This window comes from Dielma fastidiosa (genome assembly GCF_003475485.1).
GTDB lineage: Bacteria > Bacillota_I > Bacilli_A > Erysipelotrichales > Erysipelotrichaceae > Dielma > Dielma fastidiosa.
In genome coordinates this window covers 855,600-869,965 of sequence record NZ_QRQL01000001.1, presented here as the reverse complement: position 1 = coordinate 869,965, position 14,366 = coordinate 855,600, and the positions used below count along the sequence as shown (strand labels likewise).

The 14,366-nt window shown below is 46.8% G+C and carries 17 protein-coding genes; all 17 read right to left on the bottom strand.

What is annotated here, in order from left to right:
• Window positions 1–41 precede the first annotated feature (41 nt).
• On the bottom strand, window positions 42–1,238 hold the full coding sequence (locus DWZ33_RS04485; RefSeq protein ID WP_021386785.1) for an ATP-binding protein: 1,197 nt from the start codon (window positions 1,236–1,238) through the stop codon (window positions 42–44).
• A 187-nt stretch (window positions 1,239–1,425) separates the two neighbouring features.
• On the bottom strand, window positions 1,426–2,109 hold the full coding sequence (locus DWZ33_RS04480) for a DUF4366 domain-containing protein (protein ID WP_002578950.1): 684 nt from the start codon (window positions 2,107–2,109) through the stop codon (window positions 1,426–1,428).
• The gene (locus tag DWZ33_RS04475) at window positions 2,099–2,356 is read right to left on the bottom strand and encodes a DUF4315 family protein (protein WP_002304378.1); all 258 of its coding nucleotides are present in this window, start codon (window positions 2,354–2,356) and stop codon (window positions 2,099–2,101) included. The genes DWZ33_RS04480 and DWZ33_RS04475 overlap by 11 nt, the downstream gene beginning before the upstream one ends.
• A 14-nt stretch (window positions 2,357–2,370) precedes the next feature.
• Complete coding sequence (locus DWZ33_RS04470; protein ID WP_002304377.1) at window positions 2,371–4,107, bottom strand: C40 family peptidase; 1,737 nt, start codon at window positions 4,105–4,107, stop codon at window positions 2,371–2,373.
• A 3-nt stretch (window positions 4,108–4,110) separates the two neighbouring features.
• Window positions 4,111–6,498 (bottom strand): VirB4-like conjugal transfer ATPase, CD1110 family, encoded by a 2,388-nt coding sequence (locus DWZ33_RS04465; RefSeq protein ID WP_002588967.1) that lies wholly within the window; start codon window positions 6,496–6,498, stop codon window positions 4,111–4,113.
• Window positions 6,458–6,892, bottom strand: coding sequence for a PrgI family protein (locus DWZ33_RS04460; RefSeq protein WP_002304375.1), 435 nt, complete (start codon window positions 6,890–6,892; stop codon window positions 6,458–6,460). The genes DWZ33_RS04465 and DWZ33_RS04460 overlap by 41 nt, the downstream gene beginning before the upstream one ends.
• 17 nt (window positions 6,893–6,909) lie before the next feature.
• Window positions 6,910–7,776, bottom strand: coding sequence for a VirB6/TrbL-like conjugal transfer protein, CD1112 family (locus DWZ33_RS04455; protein ID WP_002304374.1), 867 nt, complete (start codon window positions 7,774–7,776; stop codon window positions 6,910–6,912).
• Window positions 7,777–7,801: 25 nt separating this feature from the next.
• On the bottom strand, window positions 7,802–8,017 hold the full coding sequence (locus DWZ33_RS04450) for a Maff2 family mobile element protein (protein WP_002576404.1): 216 nt from the start codon (window positions 8,015–8,017) through the stop codon (window positions 7,802–7,804).
• Between the two features lie 83 nt (window positions 8,018–8,100).
• Complete coding sequence (locus tag DWZ33_RS04445; protein ID WP_002304334.1) at window positions 8,101–8,493, bottom strand: helix-turn-helix domain-containing protein; 393 nt, start codon at window positions 8,491–8,493, stop codon at window positions 8,101–8,103.
• A 5-nt stretch (window positions 8,494–8,498) separates the two neighbouring features.
• Entirely contained in the window at window positions 8,499–8,819 is a 321-nt protein-coding gene (locus DWZ33_RS04440) for a hypothetical protein (RefSeq protein ID WP_002304332.1), read from the bottom strand.
• A 12-nt stretch (window positions 8,820–8,831) separates the two neighbouring features.
• Window positions 8,832–10,583, bottom strand: a complete 1,752-nt coding sequence (locus tag DWZ33_RS04435) for a VirD4-like conjugal transfer protein, CD1115 family (RefSeq protein WP_002588968.1) — start codon at window positions 10,581–10,583, stop codon at window positions 8,832–8,834.
• Window positions 10,583–11,065: a PcfB family protein gene (locus DWZ33_RS04430; protein ID WP_002304320.1), complete on the bottom strand. Its 483-nt coding sequence runs from the start codon at window positions 11,063–11,065 to the stop codon at window positions 10,583–10,585. Before DWZ33_RS04430 ends, DWZ33_RS04435 begins: the two co-directional genes overlap by 1 nt.
• A 36-nt stretch (window positions 11,066–11,101) precedes the next feature.
• On the bottom strand, window positions 11,102–11,413 hold the full coding sequence (locus DWZ33_RS04425) for a DUF5720 family protein (protein ID WP_002304317.1): 312 nt from the start codon (window positions 11,411–11,413) through the stop codon (window positions 11,102–11,104).
• 10 nt (window positions 11,414–11,423) lie between these two features.
• Complete coding sequence (locus DWZ33_RS04420; RefSeq protein WP_002588969.1) at window positions 11,424–12,065, bottom strand: DUF3846 domain-containing protein; 642 nt, start codon at window positions 12,063–12,065, stop codon at window positions 11,424–11,426.
• 54 nt (window positions 12,066–12,119) lie between these two features.
• Window positions 12,120–12,647, bottom strand: coding sequence for a hypothetical protein (locus tag DWZ33_RS04415; RefSeq protein WP_002304315.1), 528 nt, complete (start codon window positions 12,645–12,647; stop codon window positions 12,120–12,122).
• An 8-nt stretch (window positions 12,648–12,655) separates the two neighbouring features.
• Window positions 12,656–13,582, bottom strand: coding sequence for a ParB/RepB/Spo0J family partition protein (locus DWZ33_RS04410; RefSeq protein ID WP_002304314.1), 927 nt, complete (start codon window positions 13,580–13,582; stop codon window positions 12,656–12,658).
• Window positions 13,539–14,366, bottom strand: coding sequence for a ParA family protein (locus DWZ33_RS04405; RefSeq protein ID WP_002304313.1), 828 nt, complete (start codon window positions 14,364–14,366; stop codon window positions 13,539–13,541). Before DWZ33_RS04405 ends, DWZ33_RS04410 begins: the two co-directional genes overlap by 44 nt.

Genomic DNA, 14,366 nt, shown 5'->3' with positions numbered 1-14,366 from the left:
CCATCATTTCAAAAGAGAATGACGGAGATATTTCACCTTGCTTATTCTTGTAGCAACCAATCGGCTATATCGTGAATTTCGATTCCTTCATAGCTATATTGGGGATGTTTGGTTCTGGCAATAATCATTTTCGGATAAGCGTCTCGAATCTGAAGCAGAGGAGAGCATTCTCTCTCAAATGTTTCCTGCCCGGAAATGTTGTCGCTGACCTGAATATAAATCTTTTCGCTACCTCTCTGAGCAACAAAGTCGATTTCCTTTTGATAGAGCTTGCCGACATAGACATCATATCCACGGCGAAGAAGCTCGATACAAACAACGTTTTCATATACTCTGCCATAGTCTATATTTCTGCTTCCCAGTATTGCATATCGAATACCGCTGTCACACAAATAGAACTTTTCAGAGCTTTCAAGGTATTTCTTACCTCGGATGTCATATCTCTTAATATCATAAAATACAAAAGCATTGCACAAATACTTAATGTACTTGCCGACGGTTACATGATTGGTTGGAGTCTCATTTGCTGTCAGTAGCTGACTGACCTTATTCGGAGAAGTCAGGTTGCTGATATTATCCATAAGGAACTCGCTCAGACGTTGTAAAACCAAAGTGTCCGGGAGAGTATATTTCTGTACCAAATCCCTTGTAACAATCGTTTCGTAGACCTCTTTGATATAGTTTGTTCTGTCTTTTTCGGTTCTATAAGCATAGGAACCTGCTAAACCGCCCTTGATAGCGTACTCATCAAAGAGCTTATCTTTGTCACTAATATCATCATAATACTGGCAATATTCCTGGAAGCTGAAAGGAAACACATGAATTTCAATATAGCGTCCGGTAAACAGAGTTGCCAGATCTGCACTCAACAGGAAAGCATTAGAGCCTGTTACATAGATGTCGTATTTTCCCTTAGAGTACAGGCTATTGATTGCCAACTCAAACTTGGGACACATCTGAACCTCGTCTACAAACAGGTAGTTCGTTTTTCCTTCCTGATAATGTTCTTCCACATAGGCGTGTAAGGCATGGTATTCCTTGATTTCTTCATACGCCAAATCCATGAAGTCGATGAAGATAATATTGATGTTTTCAAAATTGCTTTTCAGATACGCAATATACGCCTGCATCAATTTGGACTTACCAGATCGACGAATGCCCGTGATGATCTTGATGTCAGGAGTACCATTCAGTTCAATGATTCTATCGAGATATTTTGCTCTCGTGATTGTTTTCATATAGTCACCCGCTTTCAAAAATTGAAGTTTTTTCATTTCTCGAAACCGCTTCGCTGTACTTATTATACTGTCTGCTAATAGTATATGCAAGATGTCACTTTCAAAAACGCAAATTTTTTTATTTTTTGAAAGCGGAAACTATGTAAAGGCAACCCGAAGGCTGCCCCAGGCATCAAGCCTATCCTGTTTACACAGGTTCATTATCATCTTCATCGACGGAGCTATCTTCATCGTCGTCCTCAAACTCCGGATCGTACCCATAGTCCTCGTCATCGTCCACATAATCAGCATCTGGGTCAGGCTTTGCCGCTTCCTGTGCCTTCTTCTTTTCCTGGACTTTCTTAAATACGAAGAATCCACCACCACAGGCAAGCACAATCAGAGTAAGAATCGCCGGGAGCATATTTGTGGATTTCGGCTTTTCCTCCGGTGTCGGTTCTGTAATTTCAGGAACTGTTTCAACTACTTCCGGCTTTGTTTCCTCAACCGGCTTGGTGAACTCTGCAACTTCTTCCTCGTCCATCAGCTTGAGCAGGTCGGCTTCATCCACCTGATTCAGAAAATGCACGGTTTCCTCGCCCTTATCATCACGGTCAATGATGATATAGAAGTAGTTTCCGTTTTTGGTTACAGCGGTAATGAACTGCTTTCCGCTTTTCGTAGGCGAGCCAGCGTCATCAACCAAAGTCAGATTGCCGTCGGGAGTAAGCGGTAGCATCGGCTCCTCCGGCTCTGTTTCGGGAACTTTTTCTTCGACCGCAGGTTCTTCAGTCGCTACGCTTTCATCTACATAGGCAAATGCCGTTGTAGAAAACACGCCAAAACACATTGCACACGCCAGCAATGCGGCTCCAATTTTCTTAAATCTCATTCTGCGTTTCCTCCTCATTCATAGTATTGATCGTATCAGGCTTCGGAGCCATATCCGCAGCAAACATACGGAGCAGCTCGGAAAGCTGTTCGGGATTCAGGTTCGCAGCATGAACCATCTCATGGATTTCGGAATTTTCCTCCTCACGGTATCTGCGTTCCAGGTCTTTCACCTTAGCATCCCATTCTGCCCGTTTCTTACGGGCTTTTTCAAGGTCTGCACCTATTCTGTCTAACTTGGCACTCAATCGCCATCCCTCCTTTAGTTTCTGATTCTGCCGAAGCAGTAAAAATGCTGTTGCCAGTAATTCGATTCGATAGAAGCGTAGGAAATGGGGTTTCCGCAGTGGATCATCATACCATTGCCAACATAGATACCAACGTGTGATGCACCGGAGGTATCATAAGTGCCTTGGAAGAAAATCAAATCTCCCGGTTTGGCAGAGCTTTTCGGGATAATGTCGCATACGCCCATCAAACCGTTTGCGGTCAAACGACCAACACTCCAACCGTTTCCGCAGTGATTGATTACATAGGAAACAAATCCGGAGCAGTCAAAGGAGGTAGACGGGCTGCTGCCGCCCCACACATACGGGTATCCCAGATATTTTTCAGCTTCCCGAATCATATTGGCAAATCTTGTGTCTGTCAGCGCTTCGCCCGGAATATCATAATCGGTGTACTCGCCGCCAGGGGTGGCGTAAATGTCATTTCCGAAAATATCCGGTCTGTTGCCCCTTGTCTGAAGCAAAATTCTATATCGCTCCATATCATCTTCCGACAAGCCGGAATTTGAAATCACACTGTTCAAGCCCTTATTTCTGAGCTTCACATTCAGAATATAATATTCGTAATCTTCTTCCTCTGTTGTTGTCTCTCCCGTTTCGGGATCAGTAGAAGATGTTGTTCGTGTACGAATCTCTACTACTTCCGTCAGGGTCAGCTCATATTGTTGCTCAAATAGCCATTGCAGGGTAGCCTGCACCTCATCTCTGGTGTAATCCTCAAACTTCACCGTCAAATACGCCGCCAGCTCATAAGGATTGTGGTTGATTTCATCAAGGTCATACCGGTACTCGTCATATCCGCTATGAGTACGCTCGATATTATTGATTTTATTGCGGAGCGCAGCTTCCAAAGCCTTGTAATCATTGTCCGCACCAATAATATCTTCCTCTTTTGCAGTAAAAGAAGTTCCCAGAATGATCTGTGTGCCGCCTTGGAACATAGCCGAACAAGACGAGAACATCCCTGAGAGTATCATAAAAAGCAGTCCGGCAATCAAAACAAACAGAATCGTTTTAGAGTGTGTGGTGCAGAACTCCGTTACTCTTTCTGTGATGTTCTTGGCTCCCTGAGCTGCTTTGCCCGTTGCCTTGCCTGCACCCTTAGATGCAGAAGCCGTTGTCGAAGCGGTATTCTTACCGGCTTTGGCGGCAGCATATTCTTTCTTGATTGCCCTTTTCTGTTGCCAACGGGAAAAGGGATTGGAACCGGCATCGGGGTTGTCCTTTTTGAACTTCTCATACAGGGCATTTACATTTGCTTTATCTGACTTCTCAACCAGCTTTTCCGCCTTGTCGTAGGCTTTCAGCTTGTGACTGTAAACGGCATGATCGACGGTATAGACAGTGGATTCAACAGCCTTGGTCGTTTCCTGCACAGCCTGAACGCCGATATTATCATCCTCATATTCTGACACCGCCCGATGTGCTTTGGATGTGAGCGTGACTGCGGCACCACGGCTTGCCATGTGCTTTGCCACAGATGGGCGCTCGATTTCCGTAAACTCCGCTTTTTCAAAACGGAGCTTTGCTTTACGGGAACCGGCTGCATCTGTTTCCAGCTTTAGCTTCGGCTTTGCCTTTTTAGAAGCCAATTTGTCTGCCGCTTTTTCAGCCCTATCAACCGCCTTATCTGCACGGTCGGCAGCTTTCTTCACATGAGAATCTGCAAGGTCATCTTCGGTAAAACGGAGTCGTGTAGGTCTTTTCGCCATACATTACGCCTCCTTTTCCTGTGCCACCTCGTTTAACTTCGTGGTCATAATGCGATACAGTTCCAGATCTGTCGGGAATCGGTCAATGAACGGCAGAATCACATTGCCATAGAACAGAAGTCCTTCGCCCTCACCGGAGTTGGTTACATAGGACAGCTGATGCGGCGAAATGTTCAACCGCTGTGCCAGAATACTTCGGTCATCGCTTGCCTGATTCAGCATATAGATGAAATCAGAGTTTTCGAGGATGTTGGCAATCTCCGGGGAACGAAGCAGGTCTTTGACATTCTGAGTAATACCGGTCGGCAAGCCGCCCCATTTACGGAATCGCTTCCAGATTTCTACGGAATAGGTTGCCGTCTGTTCTTCCTTCAGAAGCAGATGGAACTCGTCAATATAATATCTGGTCGATTTACCGGCAGAACGGTTGGCAGTTACACGCCCCCAGACCTGATCCTGAACGATCAGCATACCGATTTTTTTCAGCTGATTGCCCAGCTCCTTAATGTCGAAGCACACCAGACGATTCTGAATATCCACATTGGTTCTGTTGTTAAACAGTTTCAGAGAACCCTTAACATAGATTTCCAAGGCGGTCGCTACATGGTGGGCTTCCTTTTCGTCCTGTTTCAGAAGGGCATCATACAAATCCTCAAGGATCGGCATATTCTCAGGGGCAGGATTGTCGAAATATCTCTGGTAAATCTGATGCACACAACGGTCGATAACCGTCTTTTCGATAGGCTGCAAGCCATCCTTACTGCCCATAATCAACTCACAGAGGGACAGGATAAAATCAGCTTTCAGTGCTACCGGGTTGTCATCCTCAGAGTAGTTCAGGTTGATGTCCATAGGGTTGATATAGTTGGTACTGGAGGAGCTGATTTTTACCACCTGACCATTGAACTTGTGAACCAGAGCCGCATATTCCGCTTCGGGGTCGCAGATGATAATATCGTCATCCGTAACCAGGAACGCATTGGTGATTTCACGCTTTGCGGAAAAGGATTTACCGGAACCGGGAGTACCCAGAATCAGTCCGTTGGGGTTCTTGAGCTTCTTTCTGTCCACCATGATAAGGTTGTTCGACAGAGCATTCAGCCCGTAATAGAGCGTTTCTCCACCATTCTGGAACAGCTCCTGCGTGGTGAAAGGCACAAAAATAGCCGTGGAACTGGTAGTCAGGCCACGACGAATCTCAATCAGGTTTTGTGCCAAAGGCAGGCTGCTCATCAGTCCGGATTCCTGCTGAAAATCCAAACGACGCAGATTGCAGTTATGCTTCTGGGCGATGCTCTGTGCCTGGAACACATTGTTCTCCAGTTCCTGCTCGGTGCGCCCGGTGTTCAGCACCAGAAATGTCACCATGAACATTCGCTCATTCTGGCTCTGCAATTCTTTCAGAAGTGACTTCGCATCTTTACCATAGGTAGCAAGGTCAGATGGGATAATGTCCATGTCATAGCCAGAACGCACAGCCTTTTTCTGTTCCTCGATTTTGGAACGGTCAAGCTCGGTGATGATTCTCTTGATGGTCTTAATCGCCGCAGTCTGGTCAACCGACTGGATGTGCATGGTCACGATCTGCGTGGATTCCATATCCAGAAAATCCGCCAGCATACGATCAGACAGGTCTGATGCCGTAATTGCCAGATAAGACATCGAACCGAAGATACTGCCCATCTGGAAGGTGCGGTTGGTCTTAAAGGCAAACGCCGTCGGAGCAATGAAGTCCTTTACGGACAGCCCGGATTCCACAAGATACTTCCAATCGAAGAAGAACTTATCATTATCACCCATGTGGAACATAGAGTGCATCAGATGCAGCCGCTCTTTGCCGTTCATGGTAGTGGCAATGACACCCAAACGCCGAAAGTTATTGAGCAGATCGTTTTCGATATGGTTGAGTCTCGGCTTTGCCTGCCGCATGGATTCGGCTTCAATGCCGAATGTCAGGTACTTGGTTTTGGTCAAGCCGTTGTTGCCCTGCGCCAACTGCTTTTTCAGCATCTGGCTATACTCGGCACGGACGGGATTGAAGCTGTCCTTCTTGAACGGGATACGGATACTCTTTTCAAAGCTTTCAGCATCGGTACTCAGGTTCATAAAGGAAAGCTCAAAGTGAATGGAGCTGTCAAAGAAATTCAGGAAACTGCACCACTCATCGAAGATGGCAGTCTTATCTTCCTGCTGTGCCAGCTGATAGTTGATGTCCTGAAACTGAATGGTCTTGGTGTAATAACTGTCAGTGACACGGCAGATGCCATCCGGGAACATTCTCTGAAAGGGAATGGACTGCTGTGCAGTCTGCGGAATACCGTTGTCCTTCTTTGCCCGTTCCACAACAGCTTTAATTTCTCGCTGCTGCTTCCGATTCAGATTTGCAGGCATTTTGATGTTTCTTGCCTGTGGCTTCTTTTTGAAAAACAATTCGTTCAACCTCCTTTTCCAGTTTGTACTGACGCATCAAAGCGTCATAATAGTTGTCCGTCTGATAAGGGCGAACCTTGGGACGAACGAATTTGGTCTGAATGAAGTGTTCTACAACCACTTCCAACGGCTGACTATCCTTTTCATACATTGCCAGAAAGAACAACGGTAACATGACGATCATCATGGACAGTGCTGCAAGGCTCACATTTCCGGTTGCTTTGACCAGAAAGAAAATCGGCACTCCGATGAGCGCCGCCGCACCAAAGCAAAGTAACTGCCGTTTCGTCAGATTGAAGAACACTTTTGTTTTTACCCTCGTCAGGTCACGAGGTACGGGAATATACGCTGCCAAACAATTTCCTCCTTCCCTTAGTGAGCGCTGAATACACCCTTCGCAAGCGAACCAGTCTTAAACAGGGTGAAGCACAAAAGGACGGTGTAGCCCATAACACCCCAGATAGAACCGATGATGTCATCACTGAATGCGATAGACTGAATCAGCACCGCATAAATGCCCACGCAGATCATAATCAGGAATCCCTGGAATCCGATTGCAAACAGCGAACGCAGATAATTCTGTCCGATATTGCTCTGTTCTCTGTTTCCAAAAGTGGAAAGCGGAATCGGGGCAAGGCTGACCATCAGATAAATTTCAATCATTCGACCGTAGACGATCACAAAGATGATGATTGCCAAAGCGGACATCGTGACCTGCACGATAAAGGATTGCAGGAACAAGCCGAGCAAAGGACCCAAATCCATTGCCATCAGCGTTTCTTCCATTGTTTCCAATGCCGAAGCATCTATGGCAGTATTTCCGGATATGATACCGGCGCTTGCGTTTATAACGTGCTGTGTCACATCAAACACAGCCATCGTGATATTGAATGTGTTTGTGATTAACATGACCGCAACAAAAGTCTTGAACACCCATTTGAAGAAGATCCAGGTTTCAAAATTTGCCAGATTGTTGTGGTCAATAATCATCTGAATTAGCTCATAACAGGCAATGAAGGTCAGAATCAAGCCTGCGATTGGGATAATCACTGACTCGGAGATGTTTCGTACCATGGCAAAGACACCCGGCGAAAAATTCGCCGGGGTCATGCCAACGGAGGTTGCTATCTCGCCAACCTGGTTGTTGACGGACTCAAACATCCCCGACAGATTTCCCATAATAGCTGAAACGAGCATTTCTTTCAGCCAGTCTGTGATCTGTTGGAGTATGCTGTCCAAAGGCGATTACCTCCTTGTTTTGTGATTAACCGAACAGTCCGGAGAGCAGAGGTACAAGGGTGGTGCCGATGAGGGCAACACCGCCGCCAGCCATGAGCTGCTTCATGCCCTGGGACTTTGCGCCGGGGTTATCGTTGCCGTAGCCCTCAAGCAGATTGATTGCACCCCAGATGCCAAGACCTGCGCCCAGAGCGATAACGAGAGTCTGAAGAACGGTTACTGCGCTATTGAAAAATGCCATAATATTTTCCTCCTAAAATTTGAAATTGTTTTGAGAATAGAAAAAGCCCTCCGTACTACCGGCATCAAAACCGGACGGAAGGCTTAGTTTACGAGAATCTTTTCAAGGAACTCCTCGACGGTTATCACGCCAAGTTTCTGTTCCATTCTGCTTCTTGCATATTCAGTTTCACAATCATATATATCACCACCACCTTTCATAAGAAACAGCCAATACATTGACTGCAACAAATCTTCACGAGAAGCACAGATTGTCGGTGAAAAAACGACAGGTGAAACCTTCAGAACCTCTGCGAGTTTCGCTGTGGTTTCTGCATTAGGGGTTCGAGCGTTTTTCTCATACTGAGCAATACGGACATCCGCTGTTTTCTCGGAATACCCCATCAGGAGTCCAAGCTCTTTCTGGGTAAGGCGGCGAAATCGTCTAACGAACTTCAATCGCTGCCCAATAGAGGTATCCGTGATCCACCAAGTCATTTTTTTTACACCTCGCTTTCTGCAAATTCTCGATATACAACCTCATTTTTTGCTCTGCGCTTGCCTACGGCTTCACTGGGAGCAAGGTCAGGGTAGGTTGCCTGCACTTTCTGTCTGCTTCTGCGGACAGTTTCAAACCCCGGAAAGCTGCGTCTATCCAGTTCCTTCAAAAACACAGGAACCGTCATGGCATGAATGTCGATGCCACGCAGACCGGAATAGTGTTCCAGTACCATCAGGTACAAATGATTGTCGGTATTTCTTGCCTTGTGGTCGTGTTCCAAGATGTTCTTAACCAGGGCAGATACCGTTTTCAGATTTTCCAAACAGAAACCTCCTTAATCCGCATCGACTACCACAAACTCATCACCTGCCTTGAGCTTCAACCTTCGACTCAGAAACTGCTCAATGTTGAACTCATTTCTCTTATCAAAGTCTGATGTGTACTTATAATTGGGGTGCTGCGTCAGATCGTACTTGTCAGAAAGAAACGGTCTGACACCACGCAACTGCAAAATACACTTGCTGCCATCCAGAACCGCAAGCTCATCTACGCTCGCAAGGTCTTTGCCTAACTTCTGATAATTCAAGCCGTAAGACGGGCTGTTACCTCTGGTGTTGGAGGTGTTGTAGGTGTCGATAGTTTCTTTTCCCAATGCCTGATTCAGTTCTTTGAGCGTGGTTGGCTCAGAACCACCCAGGAAAATTCGGGAATCCATGTTGCCGATGATGGTATCGGCATTGTCTTTATAAATGGCTTTCAGCTGTGATTGTGCCTGGAGAACAAGGCAAGCCGATATTTCACGGCTTCGGATTGTCGCTACCAGTTTTTCCAGATTGGGAATCTGACCGATGTTTGCCATCTCATCAATCAAGCAGCGCACATGAACCGGCAGTCTGCCGCCGTACACATCATCTGCTTTCTCGCACAACAAGTTGAACAGCTGTGTGTAAATCATGGAGATCAAAAAATTAAACGTCGCATCCGTATCTGACATAATCAGAAAGAGCGCCGTTTTCTTATCTCCGAGAGTATCCAACTGCAACTCGTCATAGGCAGTCACATCTCTGACCTCCTGAATATCAAAAGGAGCCAGACGAGCGCCGCAGGAAATCAAAATCGACTTAGCGGTCTTGCCGGCAGCCAGCTTGTATTTTTTATACTGACGGACTGCAAAGTGATTCGGCTTTTTCTTTTCCAGGGCTTCAAACATCAGATCCACCGGGTTCTGGAACTCCTCATCATCTTCCCGCACCTCCATTGCGTTCAGGAACTCAATCAGGGTGGAGAAATTCTGTTCCTCAACCGGAGCTTCATAGTGGATATATCCGATCAAGGCACAGTAGAGCAGCGTTTCCGCCTTCGTCCAGAACTCATCACCGGCTTTTCCATCACCCTTTGTGTTGGCAATCAGCGTTGTCACCAGTTTCAGAATGTCTTTTTCTGAATGGATATAGGCAAATGGGTTATAGTGCATCGACTTCTGAAAGTTGATGGTGTTGAAAATCTTGATGGTGTAGCCATGCTTCAAAAGGGCGTTGCCGCACTCAATCACGATGCTGCCTTTCGGGTCAGTGACCACATAGGAACTGTGCATCTGGAGAAGGTTTGGCTTCAACCAAAAGCGAGTTTTACCGGAACCCGAACCGCCGATAATCAGAACATTCTTATTTCGGGCATTGGCAGGATTCTTCGGGCGATTGCTCATCATCAGCCGCTCCGTTTTCGTCAGGATCACATTGTCCTCGAACTTTGGTGCAATAAACGGCTCAATATCTTTTGCCGTTCCCCAACGAGCAGAACCGTACTCAACATTGTGTCGGTACTTCTTTGCGTTTTTGCCTTTTAGATAGACAGCCAGCCGAAGTCCTGCGCCGCAGAGAATACCAATCAGCAAATCCAACGGGTGAAAGCTGGGAAACGGATTGTTCAGGGCTATCGGAAGGGCATGAAAAAAGCTGAGGATTTTCGCAGATGAATCTGCCCCCTCAGCCAATCTCCATGCTTCTCCTAAATTCGTAGCGAACAACCCTACCAGAAAATACGGTAAATTCAGAATCAGGAGCTTTTTCATTTTTCTCTTATCCATCACAGATCACGCTCCTGTTTCTTCTCTCGAACCTTCTTCGGAATCGCTGCGACAATTTCCTTGAACTTCTTCAGCTGCGCCAGAACGCTCGGCTTTTCATTCTTGGTTAATGCCCTTGCCTGATGTTCCTTGCAGATTGCATCCAAAGCATCTGCATCTTTAGAACGGACAAAAACAAGAAACCGGGGAGGATCAACGGACTTATCTTTTCTTACGGCAAAGTCCACGCCATACTTCTTGGCGAGCTTTTCAAAATCACGGATACTCTCTTTGTCGATCTCAACATTCGTAGCACCCTGATTCTGTCCCAAAAGCTGTTTCACGGATTGCTTTCCATGAACGGCAGGGTCTCGTGCCTTTTTCATCTTCACTTTTTCCCGGTGCTGCAAATACTTGCGGATACCGGCAATGATAGTGCGCCCCGTCAGCTTGGTTGTGCTGATCGCCAGGTTTACTGTTCTGTTTTCAACTTCTTCCTGCATGATTCATCACCTCCTGCAAGCAGTAGAGTGAACAGATTATCGTGCCATATCTCTGTGGTCGTAATACAGATTGCCCTTGGCAACTGCGGCATGGCTGATAATCTTGATATTGCCAGCTTTCTGGTTATCCAGAGCCTTCTGATAACCCACATCGCTCAAATACAGGCGATTTCTTTCGCCTTTCCAACCGACAGGCGATTCATCGGTCAGCACATCGAAAATAATCATGTGCTTGGTGGCGTCATCAAATCGTGCCAAGTCCATATAGGTATGTCCCTGGTACTCCTTGGCACCATCCTGAATCCGCTTTCGCTCCATCAGCTCTCCAATCGTCGAATTTCTTTGCATAAGAACCTCCTTACAGAACATCTCGGTCAGGGTTACTTTTGTGGGGAACCGAATCAGCTTTGACAGGTGCATCTTCTTTCTTCACCATGTCATCCGGCAGGGGAAGCGCCATAATGCTGCGCCCCATGCGTACAAAAGTCTCAGGCTGATGAAAGTGTTCCTCAAACTGCTTCATCAGTTCCGGGGACAGAGAACAAAAATCATCCTCGCCCAATCCCACAACCAGAAAATCACCGGCGATAATGTCATAAATATCGCCGTCATCATCACGCAGCGCACGGTTCAGTTCTTTGCCTACGAGTTTACCTTCGTCGTGCATCACCAGTGCAACCGGCTCATTGAACGGATAAGTTGCCTCAATATCGCCACCTACGGCTTTCTGCAAATCCTCCAGCTCACAGCCGATCTGCACAGCCTGCGGATACATGAACGGCTTTACCAGCAACACATTCATGGTATCTGCCTGTTCTTTCTGAACCTCCCGTTCCTCGGTCGTGCCGAACGCAACACCGGTAAAGTTTTCGGAGTCCAGAATGTACTCCGAATTGTAATAAGCGGCTCTAACCTGTTCCTCTGCCGCATCGTGAGATTCTGCTTGCACCGTAACCGTTTTCTCCAAGGTTTCGGTGATCTTCACATCGTATTCTTTCAAGTTTCGATACCTCCGTTTCTTTGGAAATAAGAAAAGCGACCATCCATGAACCTGTTACAGTTCATAAATAGTCGCATCCACATCGGCTAAAAGCTCGAACAAGCAAATATCGTCCAGTTCGCAAATCAGGGAACCCATGTCGAAGAAAATATCGTCCTCGCATTCCACCGTAGTAACCACGCTGCGGTGTTCGTTAAGACAAATGGCTTCTTCCTTGTCCATCGTGATCGTAGACATACAGGACACCACATAGAATGTCATATCTTCTGCTAACCACAGCTCCTTGCTCTGAATCGTGCGAACTTTTTCATCGCCGCTCATATCTTCTACATAGGACAGAAGCCGCACGGCTCTGCTGTTCAGAAGTACCTTTCCCTGATAGTCGATACCCTCACCAGCAGAGGACAATACTCGATACTCGCTAATCATCTCGGCATTTTTCTGAAACGACTTTGCCAGAAGCGCAGGAGAAATATCATCGAACTCCTCACTGTAGTTTACGAGCATATCTACCATATAATCAGGATCGCAAAGGTCGTAGAGTTCTTCCAAAGCGCCCTGAATGTTTTTGGGTGTAAACATTTTTTACCTTACCTTTCCATTGATTTTTCTCTTTTTTTCTGCCATTGCTCCAAAAGCTGAATGATTTTATCCTCCATCTGCTTGTTGGTATAGGACTTCGGGAAGTATTTTCGCAACGAATCCGTTTTGAAGGTTACTCTGTCCAGCTCTCCCTTCTTGATTTCATTCATAATCTCGCACATCGCATCCAGCGTACACTCGCCCTCCTGTGCGAGCTTTTTAATTCGCTGTGCTTGCGAAAGGGAAGGAGCTGCTTGAGCATAATCCATTGCAGAAAGAAAATCCTTCTGTTCTTCACTTGCCAGATAGGAAAGCTCCACCGCAGGATTGAATTTGATCTGACCCGTATCTACCATATCCAGCAGTTCCGGAATCAGTTCGGTCAGACGGATATAACGGTGTACCTGATTTCTGCTTTCTCCTGCCTCCTGACCGACTATATCCATTGCCTGCAACTTCATCCCAACTTGGGATGAAGTTAAATCGGTGCGTTGACCTTGATGTTTAATCGCATCCAGCTTCATCTTATAAGCAAATGCTCTTTCACTCGGCAGGATACTCTCCCTCTGCAAATTCGCATCAACCATCAAAATAATGGCTGCATCATCGTCCAGGTCACGAACAATCGCAGGCATGGTTTCCTTACCCGCAAGCTCCGATGCCCGGTGCCGCCTGTGACCAGAAACGATTTCATAACCACCGTCGGGGTCAGGACGGACAATCGCAGGAGTGAGAACTCCGAAATCTCGGACGCTCTCTGCCGTTTTCATCATTTCTTCATCATCAACCACACGGAAGGGGTGTCCCTCAAAGGGGTGTAGCTCAGAAAGCGGAATTTCCTGCACACGCTCCTGCTGGGCTTCAGCTCTGGATTGATCGGTGGAGAAAATATCATCGTACCCCTTCAAGCTGATGTTTGCGCCTTTTTTCTGCATTGTTTAACACCTCCTTCGTCAGAATTTTATAGGCTTCGGCAACTTTGCCTTTGGGATCATGCTTGAAGATACTGGTTCCCTCTGCGCTGATTTCCTCTGCACGGACAGAGCGGGGAATGTCGGTCTTGTAAACCTTCAGCTTTCCGCCGTAGCTCTCCCGAATCAGATTGCTGATGTCTTTGGAGTAGTTGGTGCGGCTGTCCACCATCGTCAGAAGAATCCCTTCAATCCTCAGTTTCGGGTTGATTTGCCTCTTGACCTTGTTGATGGTTCCAAGCAGCTGTTCCAGACCCTTTGCAGGAAGGTATGCTGCCTGAACCGGTATCAGCACATTGTCGGCAGCTGCCAACGCATTGACGGTCAGCATACCCAAAGACGGCATACAGTCAAGAAGAATGTAATCATAATTCTGTTTGACTGTATCCAGGTATTGCCGGAGAATGGTTTCCCGGCTCATGGCATTGACCAGTGCTACCTCCATACCTGAGAGTTCGATGTTGGACGGCACCAAATCAACGCCCTCCGGATGATGAAGAATCCCTTCATCGGGAGTAATAGGGTTTTCCATCATAATCTTTCCCATCAGATCGGAAAGTGTCGGAGACAGATCATCCGGGCAGGGATTGCCCAAACTGACCGTCAGGGAAGCCTGGGGATCGGTGTCTACCAGAAGCACCTTTTTTCCTTCAAGAGCCAAGCCAACGCCCAGATTCTCGGTGGTGGTGGTCTTTCCAGTGCCTCCTTTCTGATTGACCACCGCAATGATGGTTGCTTTTTTCGACAT